This window comes from Pseudonocardia sp. MH-G8, from assembly GCF_002262885.1.
Lineage (GTDB): Bacteria > Actinomycetota > Actinomycetes > Mycobacteriales > Pseudonocardiaceae > Pseudonocardia.
Map to the genome: position 1 here is coordinate 103,146 of NZ_NKYF01000008.1, position 19,733 is coordinate 122,878.

Here is a 19,733-nt window from a genome sequence, read left to right on the forward strand (position 1 = left end):
CGGTGCACTCGCCGCCGAGTTGCCGCACGTCGGCACCGCCGCTGGTACGGCCTCGCTGGCCTGGCTGCTGTTCGTGCTCCCCGCTGCCGGGGCGCTCGTGCTGTTCGTCGCAGGCCGCCGCGCCGATTCCTGGGGCCACTGGCTCGGCCTGCTCACGGTGGTCGCCTCGTTCGCCGTCGGCCTGCTGATCTTCCTGGAGACCGCGGGGCTCGCCCCCGAGGAGCGCACCCGGGAGCTGTCGCTGTTCGAGTGGATCGGCGTCGGTGACCTCAGCGTCGACTTCGGCCTCCGGCTCGACCCGCTGTCGTTGACGTTCGTCCTGCTCATCACGGGCGTCGGTGGCCTCATCCACCTCTACTCGATCGGCTACATGAGCCACGACCCGGGCAGGCGGCGCTTCTTCGCGCAGCTGAACCTGTTCGTCGCGGCGATGCTGCTGCTCGTCCTCGGCAACAACTTCGTGATGCTCTACCTGGGCTGGGAGGGCGTCGGCCTGGCGTCCTACCTGCTGATCGGCTACTACCAGGACCGCCCGTCCGCCGCCACCGCGGCGAAGAAGGCGTTCCTGATGAACCGGGTCGGTGACGTCGGGCTGGCCATCGCGATCTTCCTGCTCTGGACCAACCTGGGCACGTTGCAGTACAGCGAGGTCTTCGCCCGGATCGGCGAGGTCGACGGCGGCACGATCATCGCGATCACGGTGCTGCTGCTGCTGGGCGCCTGTGGCAAGTCGGGCCAGTTCCCGCTGCAGTCCTGGCTGCCGGACGCGATGGAGGGCCCCACTCCGGTCTCCGCGCTGATCCACGCGGCCACGATGGTCACCGCGGGCGTCTACCTGATCGCGAGAACGCACCCGATCTACGACCTCACCGAGACCGGGCGCCTCGTCGTGGCGCTCGTCGGAGTGATCACGCTGCTGATCGGCGCGATCATCGGCTGCGCCTACGACGACATCAAGAAGGTGCTCGCGTACTCCACGGTGAGCCAGATCGGCTACATGATCCTGGCCGTCGGGCTCGGCCCGGCCGGTTACGCGCTCGGCATCTTCCACCTGCTCACCCACGGCTTCTTCAAGGCCGGGCTGTTCCTCGGCGCCGGGTCGGTGATGCACGCGATGAACGACGACGTCGACATGCGGCGCTTCGGCGGGCTCTACCGCTACATGCCGGTCACGTTCGTGACGTTCGGGCTGGGCTACCTGGCGCTCATCGGCTTCCCGTTCCTGTCCGGCTACTTCTCCAAGGACGAGATCATCGCCGCGGCGTTCGGACAGCCGGGCTGGCAGGGCTGGGTGTTCGGAGGTGCGGCCACCCTGGCCGCCGGGCTCACCGCCTTCTACATGACCCGGCTGATGTTCATGACCTTCTTCGGCGAGAAGCGCTGGGAGGAGCTGAAGAGCACCGACGGGCGCGACTACCACCCGCACGAGTCGCCGGCCGTGATGACGATCCCGATGATCGTGCTGGCGCTCGGCTCGGTCGGGGCGGGCTTCGTCCTGTCCAACGGGCACCTGCTCGTCGACTGGCTCGCGCCCTCGCTGGGTGAGCTGGAGGAGCCGCACGGCGGCGTCCTCGGGCACTCGGTCGTGCCGTACCTGGTCGTCGGGGTCTCGGCGCTCGGCGTGCTGATCGCCTGGCTCACCGTCGGACGCCGGCGCACGCCGGTGGAGCGGCCGGAGCCGGTGTCGCTGCCCGTGCGCGCGGCCCGCCGCGACCTGTACGCCAACGCGATCAACGAGGCGCTCATCGCGCGGCCCGGCACCTGGCTCTCGCGGGCGCTGGTCTACTTCGACAACCGCGGGGTCGACGGCGTGGTCAACGGCACGGCGGCCCTGCTCGGCGGCAGCTCGGGCCGGCTGCGCAAGATGCAGACCGGGTTCGTCCGCTCCTACGCGCTCTCCATGCTCGGCGGCGGCGTGCTCGTCGTCGCGGCGCTCTTGGCGGTGCGGTTCGCATGACCGGAGGCAACGTGCTCCTGTTGATCCTGCTGGTGCTGCCGCTGGTCGGCGCACTCGTCGTGGCGCCCATGAAGAACAGCCCGGGCACCGCGAAGCTCACCGCGATGGGGTTCGCGCTCGCGTCGCTCGTGCTCACCGCGATCACCTGGTTCTCCTACTCGGTGGCGGCCGCCGCCGAGGGCACGCGGTTCCAGCTCGAGCTGTCCGTGCCGTGGATCCCGGCCTTCGGCACCCGCTTCGCCCTCGGCATCGACGGCATCGCCCTGGTGATGCTGGCGCTGATCGCGGTGCTGGTGCCGATCGTGCTGGCGTTCTCGTGGGAGGAGAAGCTCCCCGAGGGCCGCACGGTGTCCGGGTTCTTCGCGCTGCTGCTGGCCACCCAGGGCCTGCTGGTCGGCGTGTTCGCCGCCACCGACGTGTTCCTGTTCTACGTGTTCTTCGAGGCCATGCTGATCCCGATGTACTTCCTCATCGGGCGCTTCGGCGGGCCCCGTCGGCAGTACGCGGCGGTGAAGTTCTTCCTGTACTCGCTCCTCGGTGGGCTGATCATGCTGGCCTCGGTGATCGGGCTGTTCGTGGTGAGCGGGGAGCAGCTGGGCGAGGGCACGTTCACCTGGACCGAGCTGCAGGCGATGGCGGCGTCGGTGCCCGAGTCCACGCAGATCTGGCTGTTCCTCGGCTTCTTCGTGGCGTTCGCGATCAAGGCGCCGCTCGTGCCGTTCCACACCTGGCTGCCCGACGCCGGTGCCGAGGCCCCGGTCGGGGCGGGCGTGCTGCTCGTCGGCGTGCTGGACAAGGTGGGCACGTTCGGCTTCCTGCGCTACTGCCTGCCGCTGTTCCCGCTGGCATCGCAGCGGCTCGCACCGCTGGTGCTCACGCTCGCGGTGATCGGGATCCTGTACGCGGCGCTCCTGGCCGTGGCGCAGAGCGACCTCAAGAGGTTCGTCACCTACACCTCGATCGCCCACTTCGGGTTCATCGCGCTGGGCATCTTCGCGTTCTCCACCCAGGCGTTCTCCGGGGCCACGCTCTACATGGTCAACCACGGGATCACCACCGGGATGCTGTTCATCGTGCTCGGCATGCTGATCGCCCGCGGCGGTTCCCGGCTCATCAGCGACTACGGAGGCGTGCACAAGCTCGCCCCGCTGCTCGCAGGCACGTTCCTGCTCGCAGGGCTCGCCTCGCTCGCGCTCCCGGGCACCAACTCTTTCGTCAGCGAGTTCCTGGTGCTCCTGGGCTCGTTCCCGCGGCAGCCGGTCTTCACGATCCTGGCCACCGTCGGGATCATCTTCGCGGCGCTGTACGTGCTGTGGGTGTACCAGCAGACGATGCAGGGCCCGGTGCGCGGAGCGGCCGTCCTCGGCGCGCTCGGCTCTGCTGATGCGCGCTCCGCTGGCGCTCCGCGCGGTGCAGGGGGTCCGGGCACCATGCTCGCTCCGGAGGCCGCGGCGAAGAAGGGCGCGTTCCCGGACCTGTCCGGCCGTGAGATCGCCGTGCTGACGCCGCTGATCGTGCTCATCCTCGTGCTCGGCTTCTTCCCCGGGCCGGTGCTCGACGTCATCAACCCGTCGGTGACGGCCACCCTGACCGAGGTGGGCCTGTCCGACCCCGTGGGAGGAATGTCCCGGTGACCCCGCTCGCCCAAGGCGCCATCACGGTGCCCCCGATCGATTACGCGGCGATCGCGCCGCTGATCATCGTGCTCGGCGCGGCGTGCCTCGCCGTGCTCGTCGAGGCATTCCTGCCGCGCCACCAGCGCTGGCCTGCCCAGGTGGCGTTGTCGATCGCCGCGCTCGGTGGCGCAGGCCTCGCGCTGGGCCTGTACGCCGGCAGCGGGCCGCAAGCGGTCACCACGCTGACCGAGTCGCTGGCGATCGACCGGCCGACGCTGTTCCTGTGGGGCACGCTGCTCGCCCTCGGGCTGGCCAGCGTGCTGCTGATCGCCGACCGCTCCGTCGAGCCGGGCGGGGCCTTCCTCGCCTCGGCGGCCTCGCGCGCCGCCGTCGGAGGTGGCACCAGCGACCTCACCGAGCCGCCGGAGGACCGCTCCTACGGCACGCCCGGCCTCGCGCCGACCATGCAGACCGAGGTCTTCCCGTTCACGCTGTTCGCGCTCGGCGGGATGATGACCTTCGTCGCGGCGAACGACCTGCTCACGATGTTCATCGCGCTCGAGGTGCTGTCGCTGCCGCTGTACCTGATGTGCGGTCTCGCCCGCAGGCGCCGGCTCCTCTCCCAGGAAGCGGCGGTCAAGTACTTCCTGCTCGGCGCGTTCGCCTCGGCGTTCTTCCTCTACGGGCTCGCGCTGATCTACGGCTACGCCGGCACGGTGCGGTTCCCGGAGATCGCCGAAGCCGCCGTGGGTTCCGTGCGATCCGACGCGCTGCTGCTGGGCGGGCTCGCTCTGCTCGTGATCGGCCTGATGTTCAAGGGGTCGGTCGGCCCGTTCCACACCTGGACCCCGGACGTGTACCAGGGCGCGCCCACACCCGTCACCGCGTTCATGGGGTCCTGCACCAAGGTGGCCGCGTTCGGCGGGATCCTGCGGGTCCTGCACGTCGCCTTCGGTGACATGCGCTGGGAGTGGCGTGGCGTGCTGTGGGCCATCGCGATCGTCTCCATGGCGATCGGCGCTGTGATCGGTCTCACCCAGACCGACATCAAGCGCATGGTCGCGTACTCCTCCGTGGCCCACGCGGGCTTCCTGCTGCTCGGCGCGATCGCGGTCACCGAGCAGGGCGTGTCGGGCACGCTGTTCTACCTGCTGGCCTACGGCTTCACGACGCTCGCCGTGTTCGGCGTGATCAGCCTCGTCCGCGACGCGGACGGCGAGGCCACCCACCTCTCGCAATGGGCCGGGCTCGCCAAGCGTTCGCCGGTCGTGGCCGGCGTGATGACCTTCTTGCTGCTCGCCCTCGCCGGTATCCCGCTGACCAGCGGGTTCACGGCGAAGTTCGCCGTGTTCTCCGCGGCACTGGGCGACGGCATGGCGCCGCTGGTGGTGATCGCGCTGATCGCGAGCGCGGTGGCGGCGTTCTTCTACATCCGGGTGATCGTGCTGATGTACTTCAGCGAGCCGGCGGCCGACGGCCCCACCGTCTCGGTGCCGGGCGCGTTCACCACCGCGGCGATCACGCTCGGCGTCATCGTCACCCTGTTGCTCGGGATCGTGCCGACGCTGGCCCTGGACTGGGCCGGTGGCGGCGGATTCGTCGGCTGAAGAGCGTGAAAAGCTGGGGGACGTGAACGCGAACGCAATTGCGGGCGTCGAGCTCGGAGACCCTGGGCTCGCCTCTGCCACGGAGGCGGGGCTCTCCCGCGTGGAGGACCTGCTGCACCGGGAGGTGTACAGCGACTACCAGTTCGTCACGGAGACGTCGCTGCACCTGATCGAAGCCGGGGGCAAGCGGTTCCGGCCGCTGTTCACGCTGCTCGCGGCCCAGATCGGGCCGCGGCCAGAGGACGACGCCGTGTTCACGGCGGCGGCGGTCGTCGAGATGATCCACCTGGCCACGCTCTACCACGACGACGTCATGGACTCGGCCACGATGCGCCGGGGAGCGGAGAGCGCCAACTCGCGCTGGGACAACAGCGTCGCCATCCTCACCGGCGACTTCCTGTTCGCCCACGCCTCCCGGCTCGTGGCCGACCTCGGCCCGGATGCCGTGCGGATCATCGCCGAGACGTTCGCCGCGCTGGTCACCGGCCAGATGCGCGAGACCCGCGGCCCTCGCACCGACGAGGACCCGGTGCAGCACTACCTCACCGTCATCGCCGAGAAGACGGGGTCGTTGATCGCCACCTCCGGCCGCTACGGGGGGATGTTCTCCGGCTGCCCGCCGGAGCACGTGGAGGCGTTGCGCTGCTTCGGCGCCACCATCGGCACCGCGTTCCAGATCTCCGACGACATCATCGACATCGCCTCACCGTCGGACAGCTCGGGCAAGACGCCGGGCACCGATCTGCGCGAGGGCGTGCTCACCCTGCCGATGCTCTACGCGCTGCAGGAGAGCGGCGCCGGCGCCGACCGCCTGCGCGTCCTGCTGGCGCAGCCCATCACCGACGACGCCGAGGTCGACGAGGCGCTGGATCTCCTGCGCCGCGGCGAGGGTCTGGCCAGGGCGCGCGACGTCCTCGCAGGCCAGGCCGCGGACGCGCGGTCCGAGCTGGGCAAGCTGCCGGCCTGCCCGGCCACGGATGCCCTGTCGTCGCTCACGAGTTACGTGGTCGACCGCACCGGCTGAGAACCCGGCTCCACTGGTGAGCGGGCCGCGCCCGTGGCACCGTAGGCGCGTCCGGAACAGCACACTGGGGGCGCCGTGGCCGTGCGTGGTGCTCGGCCCGTCGGGCGTTGGGTGTGGTGGGGCGTCGCCCTGCTAGCCGTGCCCGCCGCGCTGGCAGCTGTCGGTGTCCTCGTGGTCGACGGCTCGCCCGTCGCCGGTCCGTCGCGCCACGCGGCCGCTCCCGGTGCGGACGGTGGTGCGGTCGCAGGCCTGACCACCGTGGCGGCCGCGCCCGGAGCCCGGCCCACCCCTGCCGACCACGGCCCCGCCGCCGAGCACACGCGGATCGCCGCAGCGCTCGCCGACCGCCCGATCCCGTTCGCCGCCGACTCGGCGGAGCTCACCGAGCCGGCGACCGTGGCCGTGCAGGAGGTGGCCCGGCTGCTCTCCGCGCTCCCGGATGCGCCCGTGCTGGTCGAGGGCCACGCCGCGGACACCCCGGGCGGGCTGGAGACCGCGCGGCTGCTCTCCGAGCGGCGGGCGGACGTCGTCGCCGGTGCGCTGGAGGCGGCCGGCGTGGCGGGCGACCGGATCGCGACCCGGGGCCACGCCGCCGAGCGGCCGCTCGACACCGTGGCGCGAAGCCGTCGCGTCGAGATCAGCATCCGGTAGGGGGAACAGCGTGGGCGCAGTGTTCGGGCAGGTCTGGGTCCTGTGCGCGGTCTCGTTCGTCGCGGGGTCGGGCGTGACGTGGCTCCTGTTCGTCCGGACGCCGCGCCGCCCGCCGCCGGTACCGCCCCCGCCGGTCACGCCGATGGCGCGCTGGGCCCCCGAACCCGTGGCGAAGCACGCTGCGGCCACCCCGCCGGCCGCGCCGCCGTCCCCTGTGGAGCCGGCCCTGGCCAACCTGGACACGCACCGCGACGACGTCCGGCGCCGCCACACGGGCTCGGCCGCGGCAGGCGCCCTGGACCGATGGGGCATCGGAGACGCGAAGCGGTCGGCAGCGGAGATCCCGAGACAGCCAGGCCCCGCAGACGCGCCGCCCCCCGACAACGGCCGCTGAGCCGCACTCCGCACATCCAGTGGTCACTTCGCACAAGGCCCGCCCTATGCGAAGTGACCACCCGGTGTGCGGAGTGGCTCGGGATCAGCCCGCGATCGTCCAGGTGTCGCGGCCGTTCAGCATCGCCTGCAGGTCCGCCGTGCCCGTGGCGGTGGCCTCGGCCACCTGGGCGCGGGTCGCGTCGTCGTAGGTGACGCGGTCGGTGTTGCGGAAGATGCCGGTGACGGTGTGGTTGAGGTCCTGGTCGGACAGGCGGGAGAGGGCGAACGACAGGTTCAGGTCGGTGGCGTCGTGCACCACGATCTGGTCGGCGTCGACCTCGTCGACCTTCGCCACGGTGAGCCCGAAGCCCTCGCGCACGACGGCGTAGCTGCCCAGCCCGTCCTCGGCCTCCGGGCCGAAGCGGATCGGCTCGCCGTGGTGCACCGGGATCACGCGCTCGGCGGCGTCCTCGCCCTTGCGCAGGACGTCGAAGCTGCCGTCGTTGAAGATCGGGCAGTCCTGGAAGATCTCCACGAGTGCGCTGCCGCGGTGGGCGGCGGCCGCGCCGAGGACCGCGGTGAGGCCCTTGCGGTCGGAGTCCAGCGCCCGGCCGATGAAGGAGGCCTCGGCGCCCAGCGCCAGCGAGATGGGGTTGAACGGATGGTCGACCGAGCCCATCGGCGTGGACTTGGTGACCTTGCCCTGCTCGCTGGTGGGCGAGTACTGGCCCTTGGTCAGCCCGTAGATCCGGTTGTTGAACAGCAGGATCTTGAGGTTGACGTTGCGGCGCAGGGCGTGGATCAGGTGGTTGCCGCCGATCGAGAGGGCGTCGCCGTCGCCCGTGACGACCCACACCGACAGGTCCGGCCGGGTGACGGCCAGGCCGGTGGCGATCGCCGGGGCGCGCCCGTGGATCGAGTGCATGCCGTAGGTGTTGAGGTAGTACGGGAACCGCGAGCTGCACCCGATGCCCGAGACGAACACGGTGTTCTCACGCTTGATCCCCAGGGTGGGGAGGAACTGGCGCACGGCGGCCAGCACGGCGTAGTCACCGCAGCCGGGGCACCAACGCACCTCCTGGTCGGAGGTGAAGTCCTTGGCGGTCTGCTTGGCTTCGGTGGTCGGAACCCCGTCGAGGCCGCCCAGCTGGGGCAGCCCGAGGTCGATCGCGGTCATGCTCGCACCCCGTTGAGGTAGTCCAGGAACAGGTCCTGCAGCTCTTCGGCCTTGAACGGCAGGCCGGAGACCTTGGTGTAGCTCTTGACGTCGACGAGGTAGCGGGCCCGCAGCAGCAACGACAGCTGCCCGAGGTTCATCTCGGGCACCAGCACGGTGCGGTAGCGGGCGAGTACCTCGCCGAGGTTGGCGGGCATCGGGTTGAGGTGCCGCAGGTGTGCCTGCGCCACGCTGTGTCCCAGCGCGCGGACGCGGCGGGCGCCGGCGCCGATCGGGCCGTACGTGGAGCCCCACCCCAGGACGAGGAGCTCGGCGTCGCCGTCCGGGTCGTCCACCTCGAGGTCCGGCACCGGGATGCCATCGATCTTGGCGGCGCGCAGCCGGACCATGCGGTCGTGGTTGTCCGGGTCGTAGGAGATCGCGCCGCGGCCGTCGGCCTTCTCCAGGCCTCCGATGCGGTGCTCGAGCCCGGGCGTGCCGGGCACGGCCCACGGGCGGGCGAGCGTGTCGTCGTCGCGCAGGTACGGCCAGAACTCGTCGGAGCCGTCGGGCGCGTTGGGTTCTGTGGCGAAGCCCGGGTCGACCGTCGGCAGCGTCGAGGCGTCCGGCACCTTCCACGGCTCCGACCCGTTGGCCAGCGAACCGTCGGACAGCAGGATCACCGGCGTGCGGTAGGTGACCGCCATCTGCACGGCCTCCAGCGCGGCCTGGAAGCAGTCGCCCGGCGAGCGCGGCGCGATCAGCGGCAGCGGCGCCTCGCCGTTGCGGCCGAACATCGCCTGCAGCAGGTCGGCCTGCTCGGTCTTGGTGGGCAGCCCGGTGGAGGGCCCGCCGCGCTGCACGTCCACCACCAGCAGCGGAAGCTCCAGCGCCACCGCGAGGCCGATGGTCTCCGACTTCAGCGAGATGCCCGGTCCCGACGTGGTGGTGACGCCCAGCGCGCCGCCGAACGCCGCGCCCAGCGCCGCGCCGACGCCGGCGATCTCGTCCTCGGCCTGGAACGTGGTGACGCCGAACGACTTGTGCTTGGACAGCTCGTGCAGGATGTCCGACGCCGGCGTGATCGGGTACGAGCCGAGGAACACCGGCAGGCCGGTGACCTGCCCGGCCGTGACGATCCCGTAGGCGAGCGCGGTGTTGCCGGTGATCTGGCGGTAGGTGCCGACGTCGAGCTTGGCCGGCGCCACCTCGTAGGTGACCGCGAAGGCTTCGGTGGTCTCGCCGTAGGCGTGGCCCGCCTTGTAGGCCAGGATGTTGGCCTCGGCCAGGTCGGGGCGGCGCGCGAACTTCTCCCGCAGGAACCGCTCGGTGCCCTCGTGCGGCCGGTGGTACATCCAGGACAGCAGGCCGAGGGCGAACATGTTCTTCGCCCGCTCCGCGTCCTTCTTCGACAGCCCGGTCTCCTCCAGCGCCCCGCGCGTGAGCGTGGCCATCGCGACCGGGAACACCGAGTACTGGTCGAGCGAGTCGTCCTCGAGCGGGTTGGCCTCGTAGCCGACCTTCGTGAGGTTCCGCTTCGTGAACTCGTCGGTGTTGATGATCAGGATGCCGCCGGCGGGCAGGTCGGCGATGTTGGCCTTGAGTGCGGCCGGGTTCATCGCCACCAGCACGTCGGGGCGGTCGCCCGGGGTGAGGATGTCGTAGTTCGCGAAGTGCAGTTGGAACGACGACACGCCGGGAAGGGTGCCGGCAGGCGCCCGGATCTCGGCGGGGAAGTTGGGCAGCGTCGACAGGTCGTTGCCGAACGCCGCGGTCTCGGAGGTGAACCGGTCACCGGTGAGCTGCATGCCGTCGCCGGAGTCGCCGGCGAACCGGATGACGACGCGGTCGCGCTGCTGCACCTCGCGTCCGCCGTCGGACGATGTCGGAACCTGGTCGACGGCGGTGTCAGAAGTCATTCGAGGTCGGTCCTCGGGTCGACGGGGCGTGCCACGGATCTCTCTTCGAGGTTAGCTCGCGCTAAGCCCGGGTGTCGTTCTACCCCGGTCCACGTCACACCGCGCCCTTCGTCTTCCTGCAACCCGCCGTCAACGGCCGGACCCGCTGATCCTCGACTGCAGTTCGGCGAGACGTTCGGCGAACTCGGGCGAGCGCACCGACTCGGCCTGGGCGCGCACCTCCACCTCCACGGCTTCGGCCTGGGTCGCCATCCCCGCGGTCAGCCGCAACGTGGCCTTCGTGGTGCGTACGAGGTTGCGCGGCGCGGCCGCGGCCCGGCCGGCGAGCTCGACGGCGGCGGTCACCACGTCCTCGGTGACGCGGTGCACCAGCCCGATCCGCTCCGCCTCGGCGGCGTCCACGACCTCCCCGAACAGCGTCAGCGCGGCGGCCCCCTGCGCTCCCAGCACCCGGTGCGCCATCCAGGTGTAGCCGCCGCCGGGGTGCAGGCCGAGCGGGAGGAACCGGGCGTCGAACCGGGCCCGAGGCCCGGCGAGGCGCAGGTCGCAAGCGAGCGCGAGGTTCAGGCCTGCGCCGACGGCCGCACCGTTGACGGCCGCGATCGTGGGCAGCGGGAAGTCGGCGACGGCGAGGAACCCGCTGTAGACCGTGCGCAGCGTCTCCGGGTCGGCCGTGGCGAGCTCGGAGAGGTCGCCGCCCGCGCAGAAGGCGGGGTCCTCGCCGGTGATGACGACCGCGCCCACGGCGTCGTCGGCCGCCGCGCTGCGCAGAGCGTCGACGAGCTTCGCGGACAGCTCGAGGTTCATCGCGTTGCGCCGCTCGGGGTTCGACAGGGTGAGCACGGCGACGCGGTCGGTGATCTCGGTGCGGACGTCGGTGACCATGGCAGGCATCCTGCACCGGCCCACGCCCGGCCCGCGCCGCGACCGGCCCGCGCCGCGCCCGGAACACGACAGAGTGGTTGCTCGTTGAAGCGTTCGGGGGAGGAAGGACCCGACGTGCACAAGTCGATGAACGGGCTGAAGACGGCGCTGCTGCTGGGTGGTCTGAGCGCTCTCGTGCTGCTCGTCGGCTCGCTGTTCGGTCGTGGCGGTCTGGTGATCGCACTGCTGGTGGCGCTGGGCGTCAACGGGTACGCGTACTTCAACTCCGACAAGCTGGCGCTGCGGGCGATGCACGCCCGTCCCATCACCGAGGCCGAGCATCCCGTGATGTACCGCATCGTGCGCGAGCTCTCCCGGACGGCGCGCCAGCCGATGCCGCGCCTCTACGTCAGCCCCACCGCGGCGCCCAACGCGTTCGCCACCGGTCGCAGCCCGCGGCACGCGGCGGTCTGCGCCACCACCGGCCTGCTGCAGATGCTCGACGAGCGGGAGCTGCGCGCGGTGCTCGGCCACGAGCTGTCCCACGTCTACAACCGCGACATCCTGATCTCCTCCGTCGCCGGCGCCCTCGCGTCGATGGTCAGCTTCCTGGCCAACATCGCGATGTTCGCCGGGCTGTTCGGTGGCGGCGACGAGGAGCGACCCAACCCGCTGGCCATGCTGCTGATCGCCCTGCTGGGGCCGGTCGCGGCCGGCGTCGTCCAGATGTCGGTGAGCCGGTCGCGGGAGTTCCAGGCCGACGCGAGCGGCGCTGCGCTCACCGGTGACCCGCTCGCGCTCGCCTCGGCCCTGCGCAAGCTGGAACGCGGCACGCAGCTCGCACCGCTGCCGCCCGACCCGCAGCTCGTGTCGCAGTCGCACTTGATGATCGCCAGCCCCTTCCGTGCCGGCGAGCACCTGAGCCGCCTGTTCTCCACGCACCCCCCGTTGGGTGAGCGCATCCGGCGGCTGGAGGAGATGCACCTGCGCCGGCGGTGAAACCGTCGGACCCGCGCGGCATCCTTGGTGGCGTGCCGACGGAACCGGGAATCGCCACCACCAGCGAGTACGGCGTGCTCGGCGTGCGCGCGGCGTTCGGTGAGCCCGTCGAGCGGTTCACGCTCGACCGGTATCCGCCGGCGGCCGAACTCGCCGGCCTCGTGGAGCGCTACTGGGTCGTCTCGTGGGAGCTGCCGCCCGGGCGCGAGGCCTCGATCACGCTGTTGCCGCACCCCTGCGTCAACGTGGTGCTGGACCGTGGCCGGCTCACCGTGTCCGGGATCGGGCGCGACCGGTTCACCTACGCCTACCGCGGCGTGGGCGGGGTGTTCGGGATCAAGTTCCGTCCCGGCGGGTTCCTGCCCTTCCTCGGCAGGCCGCTGTCCGACATCACCGGCGCCGTGCTGCCCGCCGAGCAGCTGTGGGGCCCGCCCGCCGCGGCGCTCGCCGAGCAGATGACGCCCGCGGGCCTCGACCACCGCGTCGCGCTCGTCGAGGCGTTCCTGCGGGAGCGGTGGCCGCCGCCCGACCCGCAGGTGGCGTTCGTCCAGCGGATCGTCGCCGCGCTGCTGCACGACCGCACGATCGCGCGGGTCGAGGACGTCACCGAGATGTTCGGCATCGCGCCGCGCACGCTGCAGCGGCTGTTCCAGCGCTACGTCGGGGTCAGCCCGAAGTGGGTGCTGCGTCGCTACCGGCTGCACGAGGCAGCCGCCGTGCTCGCCCGCGAGCAGCACCGCCCGTGGGCGGAGGTGGCGGCCGAGCTCGGCTACTTCGACCAGAGCCATTTCATCCGCGACTTCACCGCGGCGATCGGCATGACACCCGTCGCCTACGCCCACGCCTGCCGCCGGAGGGAGGCGCCGATCAGCACGTGACCGGACCGCCGACCCGGCTCACGTCAGGGTGGCCAGGACGAACGCGGCCGCCTCGGCGATCACCGCCTCGTCGTACTCCGCGTCCGGGAGCGCCTTGCTGGACATGACGGCGACGACGAGCGGTGCGCGGTCCGGGGGCCACACGACCGCGATGTCGTTGAGCGTGCCGTAGTCGCCCGTGCCGGTCTTGTCGGCCACCGTCCAGCCCTGCGGAACGGCGGCGCGGATGCGGTCGGCGCCGGTGGTGTTGCGCACCAGCAGATCGCTCAGGTATTCGCGCTTCTCGGCCGGGAGGGTGTCGTCCAGGACGATCCGCTGGTAGTCCGTGCCCAACGCCCGCGGAGAGCTCGTGTCGCGGGGATCGCCGGGCGTGGCCTCCACGATGTGGGGCTCCACCCGGTCCATGCGGGTGACCGTGTCGCCGAGGCCGCGTGTGTATGCGGTGAGCTCGGCCGGACCGCCGAGGTCGCGGAGCAGGAGGTTCCCGGCGGTGCCGTCGCTGTAGCGGACCGCTGCGTCGCACAGCTGCCCGATCGTCATCCCCGTGGCCACGTTCTCCCGGGTGACGACCGCGCTCTTCAACAGGTCACCCTCGCCGTAGGTCACCGCGGTGTCGAGGTGCGAGAGCGGGTTGCGGTGCAGCACGGCGGCCGCGGCGAGCCCCTTGAACGTCGAGCAGAACGCGAAGCGCTCGTCCGCCCGGTGCGCGATGGCAGCACCACTGCCGGTGTCGAGGGCGTACACGCCCAGCCGCGCGTCGAACTTCCGCTCCAGCTCGGTGAGGGGCCCGAGATCCGGTGGCGCAGCGGCGGGCGGGGGCGGCAGGGGAGCCGGGGCCGTGGCGTTCGCGCAACCCGACAGCGGCAGGAGCGCCGCCATACCCAGTAGCGCGCGGCGTCCGATCGTGCGTCCCACCGTGCTCCCCCCGCGGCGTGCCGCCCGCTACGGCGCGGGGAGCACGCAGAACTCGTTGCCGGAAGGATCCACGAACTGGAGCCAGGGGTACTCGCCGGGCTCGCTGATCCTGCGCGCGCCCAGCGCGACGAGACGCTCGGTGGGGTCGCCCTCGCCGGCTTCGCGGCGCACGTCGAGGTGCAGCCCGTTCTTCCCCAACTTCGGCTCGGGCTCGGGGCACAGTTCGAGCAACGGCCCGGCCCCGGACGGGTGCCGCAGCGTCGCCGCTCCGGGCATCCCGCGTCCCGGCACCCAGCCGGTGATCTCGGCCCAGAAGCGCGCGTCCCGGCCGGGATCCGCGCTGTCCAGGGGCAGCGCCGCGATCGGTCCGGTGTCGCGGTAGACCTCGCGCTCCTCCATCACGCAGAACGCGTTGCCTTCGAGGTCGGCGAGCACCACCCAGGGCACGTCACCCTGGCCGACGTCGGCGTACGCGGCGCCCAGGCCCAGCAGGCGCTCGACCACCTCGCGCTGGTCCGCACCGCCTCGCAGGTCGGGATGCAGGCGTGCCGGCGACGAGGACGGGTCGGCGACCCGCTGGAAGCACAGGTCGAGGAAGGCGTCGCCGGAGAGCGTCAACCGCGCCTCGAAGCCGTCGTTCTCGTCGGTGATCGGCCGGGCGTCGAGCGCACCGGCCCAGAACCGGCCGAGCGAACGAGGGTCACGGGCGTCCCACACGATGTTCTCCAGCCGCACGGGAACACCTTGGGGCGCCCGGTTCGTCCGTGCAACCCTCGCGCGGAGGCACACGCTCGCCGCGCGGCGTTGTGCGTGGGAATGGCCGCCGGACGAACGGCACTTTCGTCGACTAGGTAGCGACGAAAGTGCCGTTCGTTGCCCTGCGCCACCACGCGGACCGCGTCCGGTCGGCGTGACAGCGTCCGTGCTACGTTCGGTATAACTATACCGCTTCTGGTGACGTGAGGTACTCGTGATCGAACTGAAGACGCGTGCGGAGATCGAGCGCATGCACGTGACCGGGCGCTTCGTCGCCGAGGTGCTCTCCGAGGTCAGCCGGCTCGCTGACGTGGGCGTCAATCTCCTCGACCTGGAGCACCACGTGCGCGGCATGATCGAACGGCGCGGGGCGCAGTCGTGCTACTGGGACTACGCGCCGTCCTTCGGGAAGGGCCCGTTCCGCAACGTCATCTGCCTGGCGGTGAACGACGCCGTCCTGCACGGTTTGCCCCACGACTACACGCTGCGCGACGGCGACGTGCTCACCGCGGACCTCGCCGTCAGCATCGACGGCTGGGTGGCCGACTCGGCGCACACGGTGGTCGTCGGCACTGCTGCCGAGGAGGACCTGCGGATCGTCCGCGCCACCGAGGAGGCGCTGGAGGCGGCGATCCAGGTGGCGCAGCCGGGCAGCCGCCTGGGTGACATCTCGGCGGCGATCTGGGCGGTGGCCCGCGACCACGGCTACCCGGTCAACAACGAGTTCGGCGGCCACGGCCTCGGGCGCACCATGCACGAGGACCCCCACGTCTCGAACAGGGGCCGGGCAGGCCGCGGACTCACGCTCCGACCGGGCCTGACCCTCGCGCTCGAACCCTGGTTCGCCCGCACCACCGACCGGATCGTCTACGACGCCGACGGCTGGACGATCCGGTCGGCCGACGGCTCGCGCACGGCCCACTCCGAGCACACGGTGGCCATCACCGAGGACGGCCCTCTGGTCCTCACGAGGCGTGAATCGGAGCACCCCGGTCCTGCCGCGTTCAGGCGTTGCTGATCGTCGAGCTGGAAAGTGCGGCCTCCGGGGCGGGATGGTTGCTGGACGATCAGCACCCCACGCGCAACACCTGCGACGCCCGTCGACGCCTACCGATAATTGGTGAACTGCAGCGCGACGCCGAAGTCCCTGCCCTTCAGCAGCGCGATCACGGCCTGCAGGTCGTCCTTCTTCTTCCCCGAGACCCGCAGCTGGTCGCCCTGGATCTGCGCCTGGACGCCCTTGAGCTTCTCGTCCCGGATGGCCTTGCTGATCTCCTTGGCCTTGTCCTGCTCGATGCCCTGCAGGATCTTGCCGCTGACCTTGTAGGTCTTGCCCGAGACGGCGGGCTCGCCGACCTCGAACGCCTTCAGCGAGATGTTGCGCTTGATCAGCTTCTCCTTGAACACCTCGACCGCGGCCAGTGCCCGCTCCTCGGTCTCGGACTCGATCGTCACGGCCTCCTCGCCGGCCCAGGCGATCGAAGTGCCGGTGCCGCGGAAGTCGAACCGCTGGGAGAGCTCCTTCGCGGCCTGGTTGAGGGCGTTGTCGACCTCCTGCCGGTCGACCTTGCTCACCACGTCGAACGACGGGTCTGCCACCGTGTGCCTCCTCGTCGACCGGGCCCCCTCGGGGCCCGCTCGGTCGCTGTCGTATCCTCGTTCCCGCGCCACGGCGCACCCCGGCAGGTTGCCCGAGTGGCCAAAGGGAGCGGACTGTAAATCCGTCGGCTTAGCCTACGAAGGTTCGAATCCTTCACCTGCCACACCCGGGGTAACGGCCCCTGACCAGCGGAGACGCGGGTCAGGGGTCGTTCTCGTCTGTCCGGCCGTGTCCGACGGTGTCCGGCCCGTCGCGGCTGTCCACGGACCATTCACGGACCGATCTTCACGCCCCCGCACGGAGCGCTGCCTCTACCCGACGGCGCACGGCATCGTCCTGGCCGGCGATGCACTTGGCGTACACGCGTAGCAGGACGTTCACGCTGTGGCCCGCCCACTCCGCGACGCGCGTCGGATCGCCTGTCGCGTTGAGCCACGTCGACACGGCGGCGTGTCGGAGGTCGTAGGGCCGTCGCGCGAGAGGCGACGTCACCTCCTCTGGGCTCAGTGCCGCTGCCCGTGCCGCTGCCCACACGCGGCCGTAGAGGCTCTCCGAGAGCGGCCCGCCACGAACACCCGGAAGAGCCGACCGTCAGTCGTCGTGCCGTGCTCCTCGAGGTGTTCGCGGAGGATCGCGGTCAGCTCCGGCGGTGATGGCACGACCCGCACCTCGTCCGCCCCGCGGTGCTTGAGTTCCCTCGGCTCACGCCTGGTGCCTGAGCGGCTCCACGAGCGGCCGGCAGAATGCCGGGGAGGCGTCCAAGCTCGACGGCGTACTCGACGGAGTTGAAGAAGACCGCCCGCTTGCGGCTCACTGTGGATGCTGCTGCCGGCTTGCCGTCCATGCGGAGCGCGAGCGCATCGAGCGCAGGCCGGAGAACCGCCGGATCGGCAAGATGCTCTACAGGGCGGGTGTTCGCCGCGATCCACTGCTCGGCACGGGCCAGGTCTGTCGGCGGCGGGCCGGCGGCGCGGCAGCAGGTGTTGAACGACCAGCCGTAAAGCACTGCGCGCAGCGTTCTGGTGCTGGGGCGGCTCCTCTGCGAGAGCAGGAGCGCGGGAGTGATAGTGGCGAGCGTGACGACGCCGCCGACACCCGAATCGACCACAGCCGAGCGGGCCTGGTGGCGGTCGCGCCGGGTTTTGGTGGTCGGTGCAACGGCGGTGATCCTCGGGGCAGTCGCTGTCGGTACTGCATACGGAGCCGGGTCTCGCTCCTCGAAGGACGTGATCAACGGTTGTGTCAACGACCGGACCGGTGTCCTGCGGGTGATCGATCCGGCCAATAGGGGACGCTGTGACGGACGCCGTGGCTGGACGCACGAGACGGCCATCTCCTGGAGTCGAAGCGGAGGCGCGGCCGGTCCGCAAGGTCCGGCAGGGCCACCTGGGCCTCGGGGTCCCTCCGGAGGAGCAGCCGGGTCTGGCGGGCCCACGAGCCTGGAGCAACTCGCAGGGCTGCCGTGCGGGTCCGGGGCGCAGGCCGGGACCGTGAAGATCCGTATCGCACCGCCCGCTGCTGGCTCCGCCATCACGTTGGGCCAAACGCCAGGCAGCCAAGGCCGGGATCGGGCACACCGCGCTGGACAACGGGTTCGCGACCTGCGAGGACCCGGCCGCTCCGCAGGCGATCTGCGATTGTCTCGGACCCGTCCAGATCCAGGCGCTGCTCGACAAGTGGCTGGCGATGCTGCCCAGCGCGTTCACCGACGCGGACCGGGCCGCGGGCTACCGCTATGAGCTCTCCGTGCTGCAGGCGGAGTTCTCCTTGACCCAGGTGCTGGATCGGCCGGTGTCGGGACGGGTGTTTTTCGAACAGGTCATCCGCGACAACCTCGACGCCGGACGTCCCGACCAGGTCAGCCTGATCTTCGACCGCCGGCTGATGCGGCGCGGTCCGCGGGCCACTCCGGGACGGTTCCGCACCCGGGTGATCACCAACGGGGTTACACCCAGCGTGCACATCGACTACAAGAACACCAAGATCAAGCAGTATCACAAGGAAGGACGGGCGCTGCGGACCGAGACCACGATCAACAACCCTGGCGACTTCGGGATCAAGAAACGGCTGACTCATCTGCCCGAACTACGGGAGATCGGCTTCTCCGCCAACAGGCGCCTGCTCAGCGTCCAACGACTCAGCCACAACCCGATCCGCGCCGCCGAGGCGTTCACCGCATCGCCGGGCTACGCCTGGGTGACCGCCGCGCCCACGGCCTGCTCCAGGCGCTGCTGGTGTTCCGGCTGCTCCCGAACGGGTTCCTCAACCGTGATCTGCGAGGCCTGCTCGCCGGGCTCCTCGGCCGAGAGCCCGACCAGATCAGCACAGGCCAGATCAGCTACGACCTGCGCCGCCTGCGCGCTCACGGACTCATCACCCGCGTCCCACGCAGTCACCGCTACCGGGTCACCAACCGCGGCCTGCACCACGCCATGCTGATCACCCACCTACAGACCCGGATCCTGCAACCCGGACTCGCCCAGCTCACCGACCCCGACCCACCGTCGAGCAGCGCGCTGCGCACCGCCGCCCGCGACTACGAACGCGCCCTCGACAAGCTCACCCAGGACGCCGAACTTGCCGCATGAACCCGAACTTGACTCGATCACACCGACTTCGTCGGCCCAAGTCTTCTAGATCTGTGCGCTGCCGCCATCGACGGCGAGTTCGGAGCCGTTGAGGTAGCTGGAGGCGTCCGAGGCGAGGAAGACAGCTGCGGCGGCGATCTCCTCGGGCTCGGCCAGGCGGCCGAGGGGGCTCGCCGCCGCGGCGGCGGCGAGAACGTCGGCAGGGATCAGGTCGATCAGGCCCTGGGTGCGGGTGCCGCCGGGCGAGAGCATGTTGATGCGGTATCCGCCCGCCCCGGCGCCGTGAGCGAATCCGCGGACCAGGTTGCGGAGCGCGGCCTTAGTCGCCCCGTAGACGGGCAGGGCCGGTTGCGGTCGGGTGGCGTCCGACGATCCGGTGAAGATGATCGACGCTCCCGGGGACAGCAGCGGCAGCGCCTTCTGCAGGGTGAACAGTGGGCCCTTGACGTTGGTGGTGAGCATGGCGTCGACTTGTTCCTCGGTGATCTCCCCGAGCGGGGCGGCAACCCCGATCCCGGCGTTAGCGACCAGGACGTCGATGTGGCCGGCCTGGTCGGCGACCGTCGTGTAGAGGCTGTCGAGATCGTCGAGCCGGTCCACGTCGCAGCGGATCCCAGTGACCTGGGGACCGAGTTCGGCCTCGACCTCGTCGAGCTGTGTCTGGCGGCGACCGGTGACGAACACCCGCGCGCCCTCGGCGTGGTACGCGCGTGCGATCGCCCGGCCGATGCCTGCATTTCCGCCGGTCACGACAGCGACCTTGTCCTTCAGCACGTTCATGATCACTCTTCCCTTAGTTTTTGTCTAGCTGGTCAATAAAACCAATTT

18 protein-coding genes and 1 tRNA gene are annotated in these 19,733 nt (G+C 70.9%); 12 read left to right on the forward strand and 7 right to left on the reverse strand.

Annotated elements, in window-relative coordinates; translation table 11 throughout:
* Nucleotides 1-19: 19 nt before the first annotated feature.
* The 6 genes from nuoL to CFP66_RS20020 all read left to right on the forward strand — a co-directional run bounded on the left by nuoL (nt 20) and on the right by CFP66_RS20020 (nt 7,249).
* Complete coding sequence (gene nuoL, locus CFP66_RS19995; protein ID WP_094926832.1) at nt 20-1,957, forward strand: NADH-quinone oxidoreductase subunit L; 1,938 nt, start codon at nt 20-22, stop codon at nt 1,955-1,957.
* Nucleotides 1,954-3,591 carry an NADH-quinone oxidoreductase subunit M gene (locus CFP66_RS20000; RefSeq protein WP_094926500.1) on the forward strand — a complete coding sequence of 546 codons (1,638 nt, stop codon included), beginning with the start codon at nt 1,954-1,956 and terminating at the stop codon, nt 3,589-3,591. Before nuoL ends, CFP66_RS20000 begins: the two co-directional genes overlap by 4 nt.
* The gene (gene nuoN / locus CFP66_RS20005) at nt 3,588-5,180 is read left to right on the forward strand and encodes an NADH-quinone oxidoreductase subunit NuoN (protein ID WP_094926502.1); all 1,593 of its coding nucleotides are present in this window, start codon (nt 3,588-3,590) and stop codon (nt 5,178-5,180) included. Before CFP66_RS20000 ends, nuoN begins: the two co-directional genes overlap by 4 nt.
* 22 nt (nt 5,181-5,202) lie before the next feature.
* On the forward strand, nt 5,203-6,204 hold the full coding sequence (locus CFP66_RS20010) for a polyprenyl synthetase family protein (RefSeq protein ID WP_094926505.1): 1,002 nt from the start codon (nt 5,203-5,205) through the stop codon (nt 6,202-6,204).
* A gap of 75 nt (nt 6,205-6,279) precedes the next feature.
* Nucleotides 6,280-6,855, forward strand: coding sequence for an OmpA family protein (locus CFP66_RS20015; RefSeq protein ID WP_094926509.1), 576 nt, complete (start codon nt 6,280-6,282; stop codon nt 6,853-6,855).
* A gap of 10 nt (nt 6,856-6,865) precedes the next feature.
* Nucleotides 6,866-7,249 (forward strand): hypothetical protein, encoded by a 384-nt coding sequence (locus tag CFP66_RS20020; RefSeq protein WP_143517312.1) that lies wholly within the window; start codon nt 6,866-6,868, stop codon nt 7,247-7,249.
* Nucleotides 7,250-7,333: 84 nt separating this feature from the next.
* Here CFP66_RS20020 and CFP66_RS20025 read toward each other — a convergent pair whose 3' ends face one another.
* The 3 genes from CFP66_RS20025 to CFP66_RS20035 form a co-directional block, all read right to left on the reverse strand.
* The gene (locus tag CFP66_RS20025) at nt 7,334-8,407 is read right to left on the reverse strand and encodes a 2-oxoacid:ferredoxin oxidoreductase subunit beta (protein ID WP_094926514.1); all 1,074 of its coding nucleotides are present in this window, start codon (nt 8,405-8,407) and stop codon (nt 7,334-7,336) included.
* Entirely contained in the window at nt 8,404-10,305 is a 1,902-nt protein-coding gene (locus CFP66_RS20030; protein WP_094926516.1) for a 2-oxoacid:acceptor oxidoreductase subunit alpha, read from the reverse strand. Before CFP66_RS20030 ends, CFP66_RS20025 begins: the two co-directional genes overlap by 4 nt.
* Before the next feature lie 129 nt (nt 10,306-10,434).
* On the reverse strand, nt 10,435-11,190 hold the full coding sequence (locus CFP66_RS20035; protein WP_094926518.1) for an enoyl-CoA hydratase: 756 nt from the start codon (nt 11,188-11,190) through the stop codon (nt 10,435-10,437).
* Between the two features lie 114 nt (nt 11,191-11,304).
* Here CFP66_RS20035 and htpX point away from each other — a divergent pair, with 114 nt between their 5' ends.
* Nucleotides 11,305-12,168: a zinc metalloprotease HtpX gene (gene htpX, locus CFP66_RS20040; protein WP_094926520.1), complete on the forward strand. Its 864-nt coding sequence runs from the start codon at nt 11,305-11,307 to the stop codon at nt 12,166-12,168.
* A 32-nt stretch (nt 12,169-12,200) separates the two neighbouring features.
* Nucleotides 12,201-13,046: an AraC family transcriptional regulator gene (locus CFP66_RS20045; protein WP_143517313.1), complete on the forward strand. Its 846-nt coding sequence runs from the start codon at nt 12,201-12,203 to the stop codon at nt 13,044-13,046.
* An 18-nt stretch (nt 13,047-13,064) separates the two neighbouring features.
* Here the strand turns inward: CFP66_RS20045 and bla are convergent, their stop codons facing one another.
* Entirely contained in the window at nt 13,065-13,925 is an 861-nt protein-coding gene (gene bla, locus CFP66_RS20050) for a class A beta-lactamase (protein WP_094926524.1), read from the reverse strand.
* 63 nt (nt 13,926-13,988) lie between these two features.
* A complete protein-coding gene (locus tag CFP66_RS20055; protein ID WP_094926526.1) occupies nt 13,989-14,696 on the reverse strand; it encodes a VOC family protein in 708 nt (235 codons plus the stop codon).
* 235 nt (nt 14,697-14,931) lie between these two features.
* Between CFP66_RS20055 and map the strand changes: the two genes are divergently transcribed.
* On the forward strand, nt 14,932-15,735 hold the full coding sequence (map, locus tag CFP66_RS20060; RefSeq protein WP_094926528.1) for a type I methionyl aminopeptidase: 804 nt from the start codon (nt 14,932-14,934) through the stop codon (nt 15,733-15,735).
* Between the two features lie 89 nt (nt 15,736-15,824).
* Here the strand turns inward: map and CFP66_RS20065 are convergent, their stop codons facing one another.
* Nucleotides 15,825-16,316 (reverse strand): YajQ family cyclic di-GMP-binding protein, encoded by a 492-nt coding sequence (locus tag CFP66_RS20065; RefSeq protein ID WP_094926531.1) that lies wholly within the window; start codon nt 16,314-16,316, stop codon nt 15,825-15,827.
* Between the two features lie 82 nt (nt 16,317-16,398).
* Between CFP66_RS20065 and CFP66_RS20070 the strand changes: the two genes are divergently transcribed.
* From CFP66_RS20070 to CFP66_RS48580, 3 genes are all read left to right on the forward strand, one after another.
* Nucleotides 16,399-16,480 (forward strand) — tRNA-Tyr (locus CFP66_RS20070).
* Between the two features lie 1,523 nt (nt 16,481-18,003).
* The gene (locus CFP66_RS20080) at nt 18,004-18,756 is read left to right on the forward strand and encodes a hypothetical protein (RefSeq protein WP_198961563.1); all 753 of its coding nucleotides are present in this window, start codon (nt 18,004-18,006) and stop codon (nt 18,754-18,756) included.
* Complete coding sequence (locus CFP66_RS48580; RefSeq protein ID WP_198961564.1) at nt 18,750-18,905, forward strand: hypothetical protein; 156 nt, start codon at nt 18,750-18,752, stop codon at nt 18,903-18,905. The genes CFP66_RS20080 and CFP66_RS48580 overlap by 7 nt, the downstream gene beginning before the upstream one ends.
* Before the next feature lie 45 nt (nt 18,906-18,950).
* Here CFP66_RS48580 and CFP66_RS20085 read toward each other — a convergent pair whose 3' ends face one another.
* Nucleotides 18,951-19,685: an SDR family NAD(P)-dependent oxidoreductase gene (locus tag CFP66_RS20085; RefSeq protein WP_094926833.1), complete on the reverse strand. Its 735-nt coding sequence runs from the start codon at nt 19,683-19,685 to the stop codon at nt 18,951-18,953.
* Nucleotides 19,686-19,733: the final 48 nt, after the last annotated feature.

What these genes read in the sequence shown, in the direction of transcription:
- CFP66_RS48580 (WP_198961564.1), top strand. Translation starts at nt 18,750, where the DNA reads ATGCTGATCACCCACCTACAGACCCGGATCCTGCAACCCGGACTCGCC.
- CFP66_RS20000 (WP_094926500.1), top strand. Translation starts at nt 1,954, where the DNA reads ATGACCGGAGGCAACGTGCTCCTGTTGATCCTGCTGGTGCTGCCGCTG.
- bla (WP_094926524.1), bottom strand. Translation starts at nt 13,925, where the DNA reads ATGGCGGCGCTCCTGCCGCTGTCGGGTTGCGCGAACGCCACGGCCCCG.
- CFP66_RS20080 (WP_198961563.1), top strand. Translation starts at nt 18,004, where the DNA reads ATGCTGCCCAGCGCGTTCACCGACGCGGACCGGGCCGCGGGCTACCGC.
- CFP66_RS20025 (WP_094926514.1), bottom strand. Translation starts at nt 8,407, where the DNA reads ATGACCGCGATCGACCTCGGGCTGCCCCAGCTGGGCGGCCTCGACGGG.
- CFP66_RS20085 (WP_094926833.1), bottom strand. Translation starts at nt 19,685, where the DNA reads ATGAACGTGCTGAAGGACAAGGTCGCTGTCGTGACCGGCGGAAATGCA.
- CFP66_RS20030 (WP_094926516.1), bottom strand. Translation starts at nt 10,305, where the DNA reads ATGACTTCTGACACCGCCGTCGACCAGGTTCCGACATCGTCCGACGGC.
- CFP66_RS20035 (WP_094926518.1), bottom strand. Translation starts at nt 11,190, where the DNA reads ATGGTCACCGACGTCCGCACCGAGATCACCGACCGCGTCGCCGTGCTC.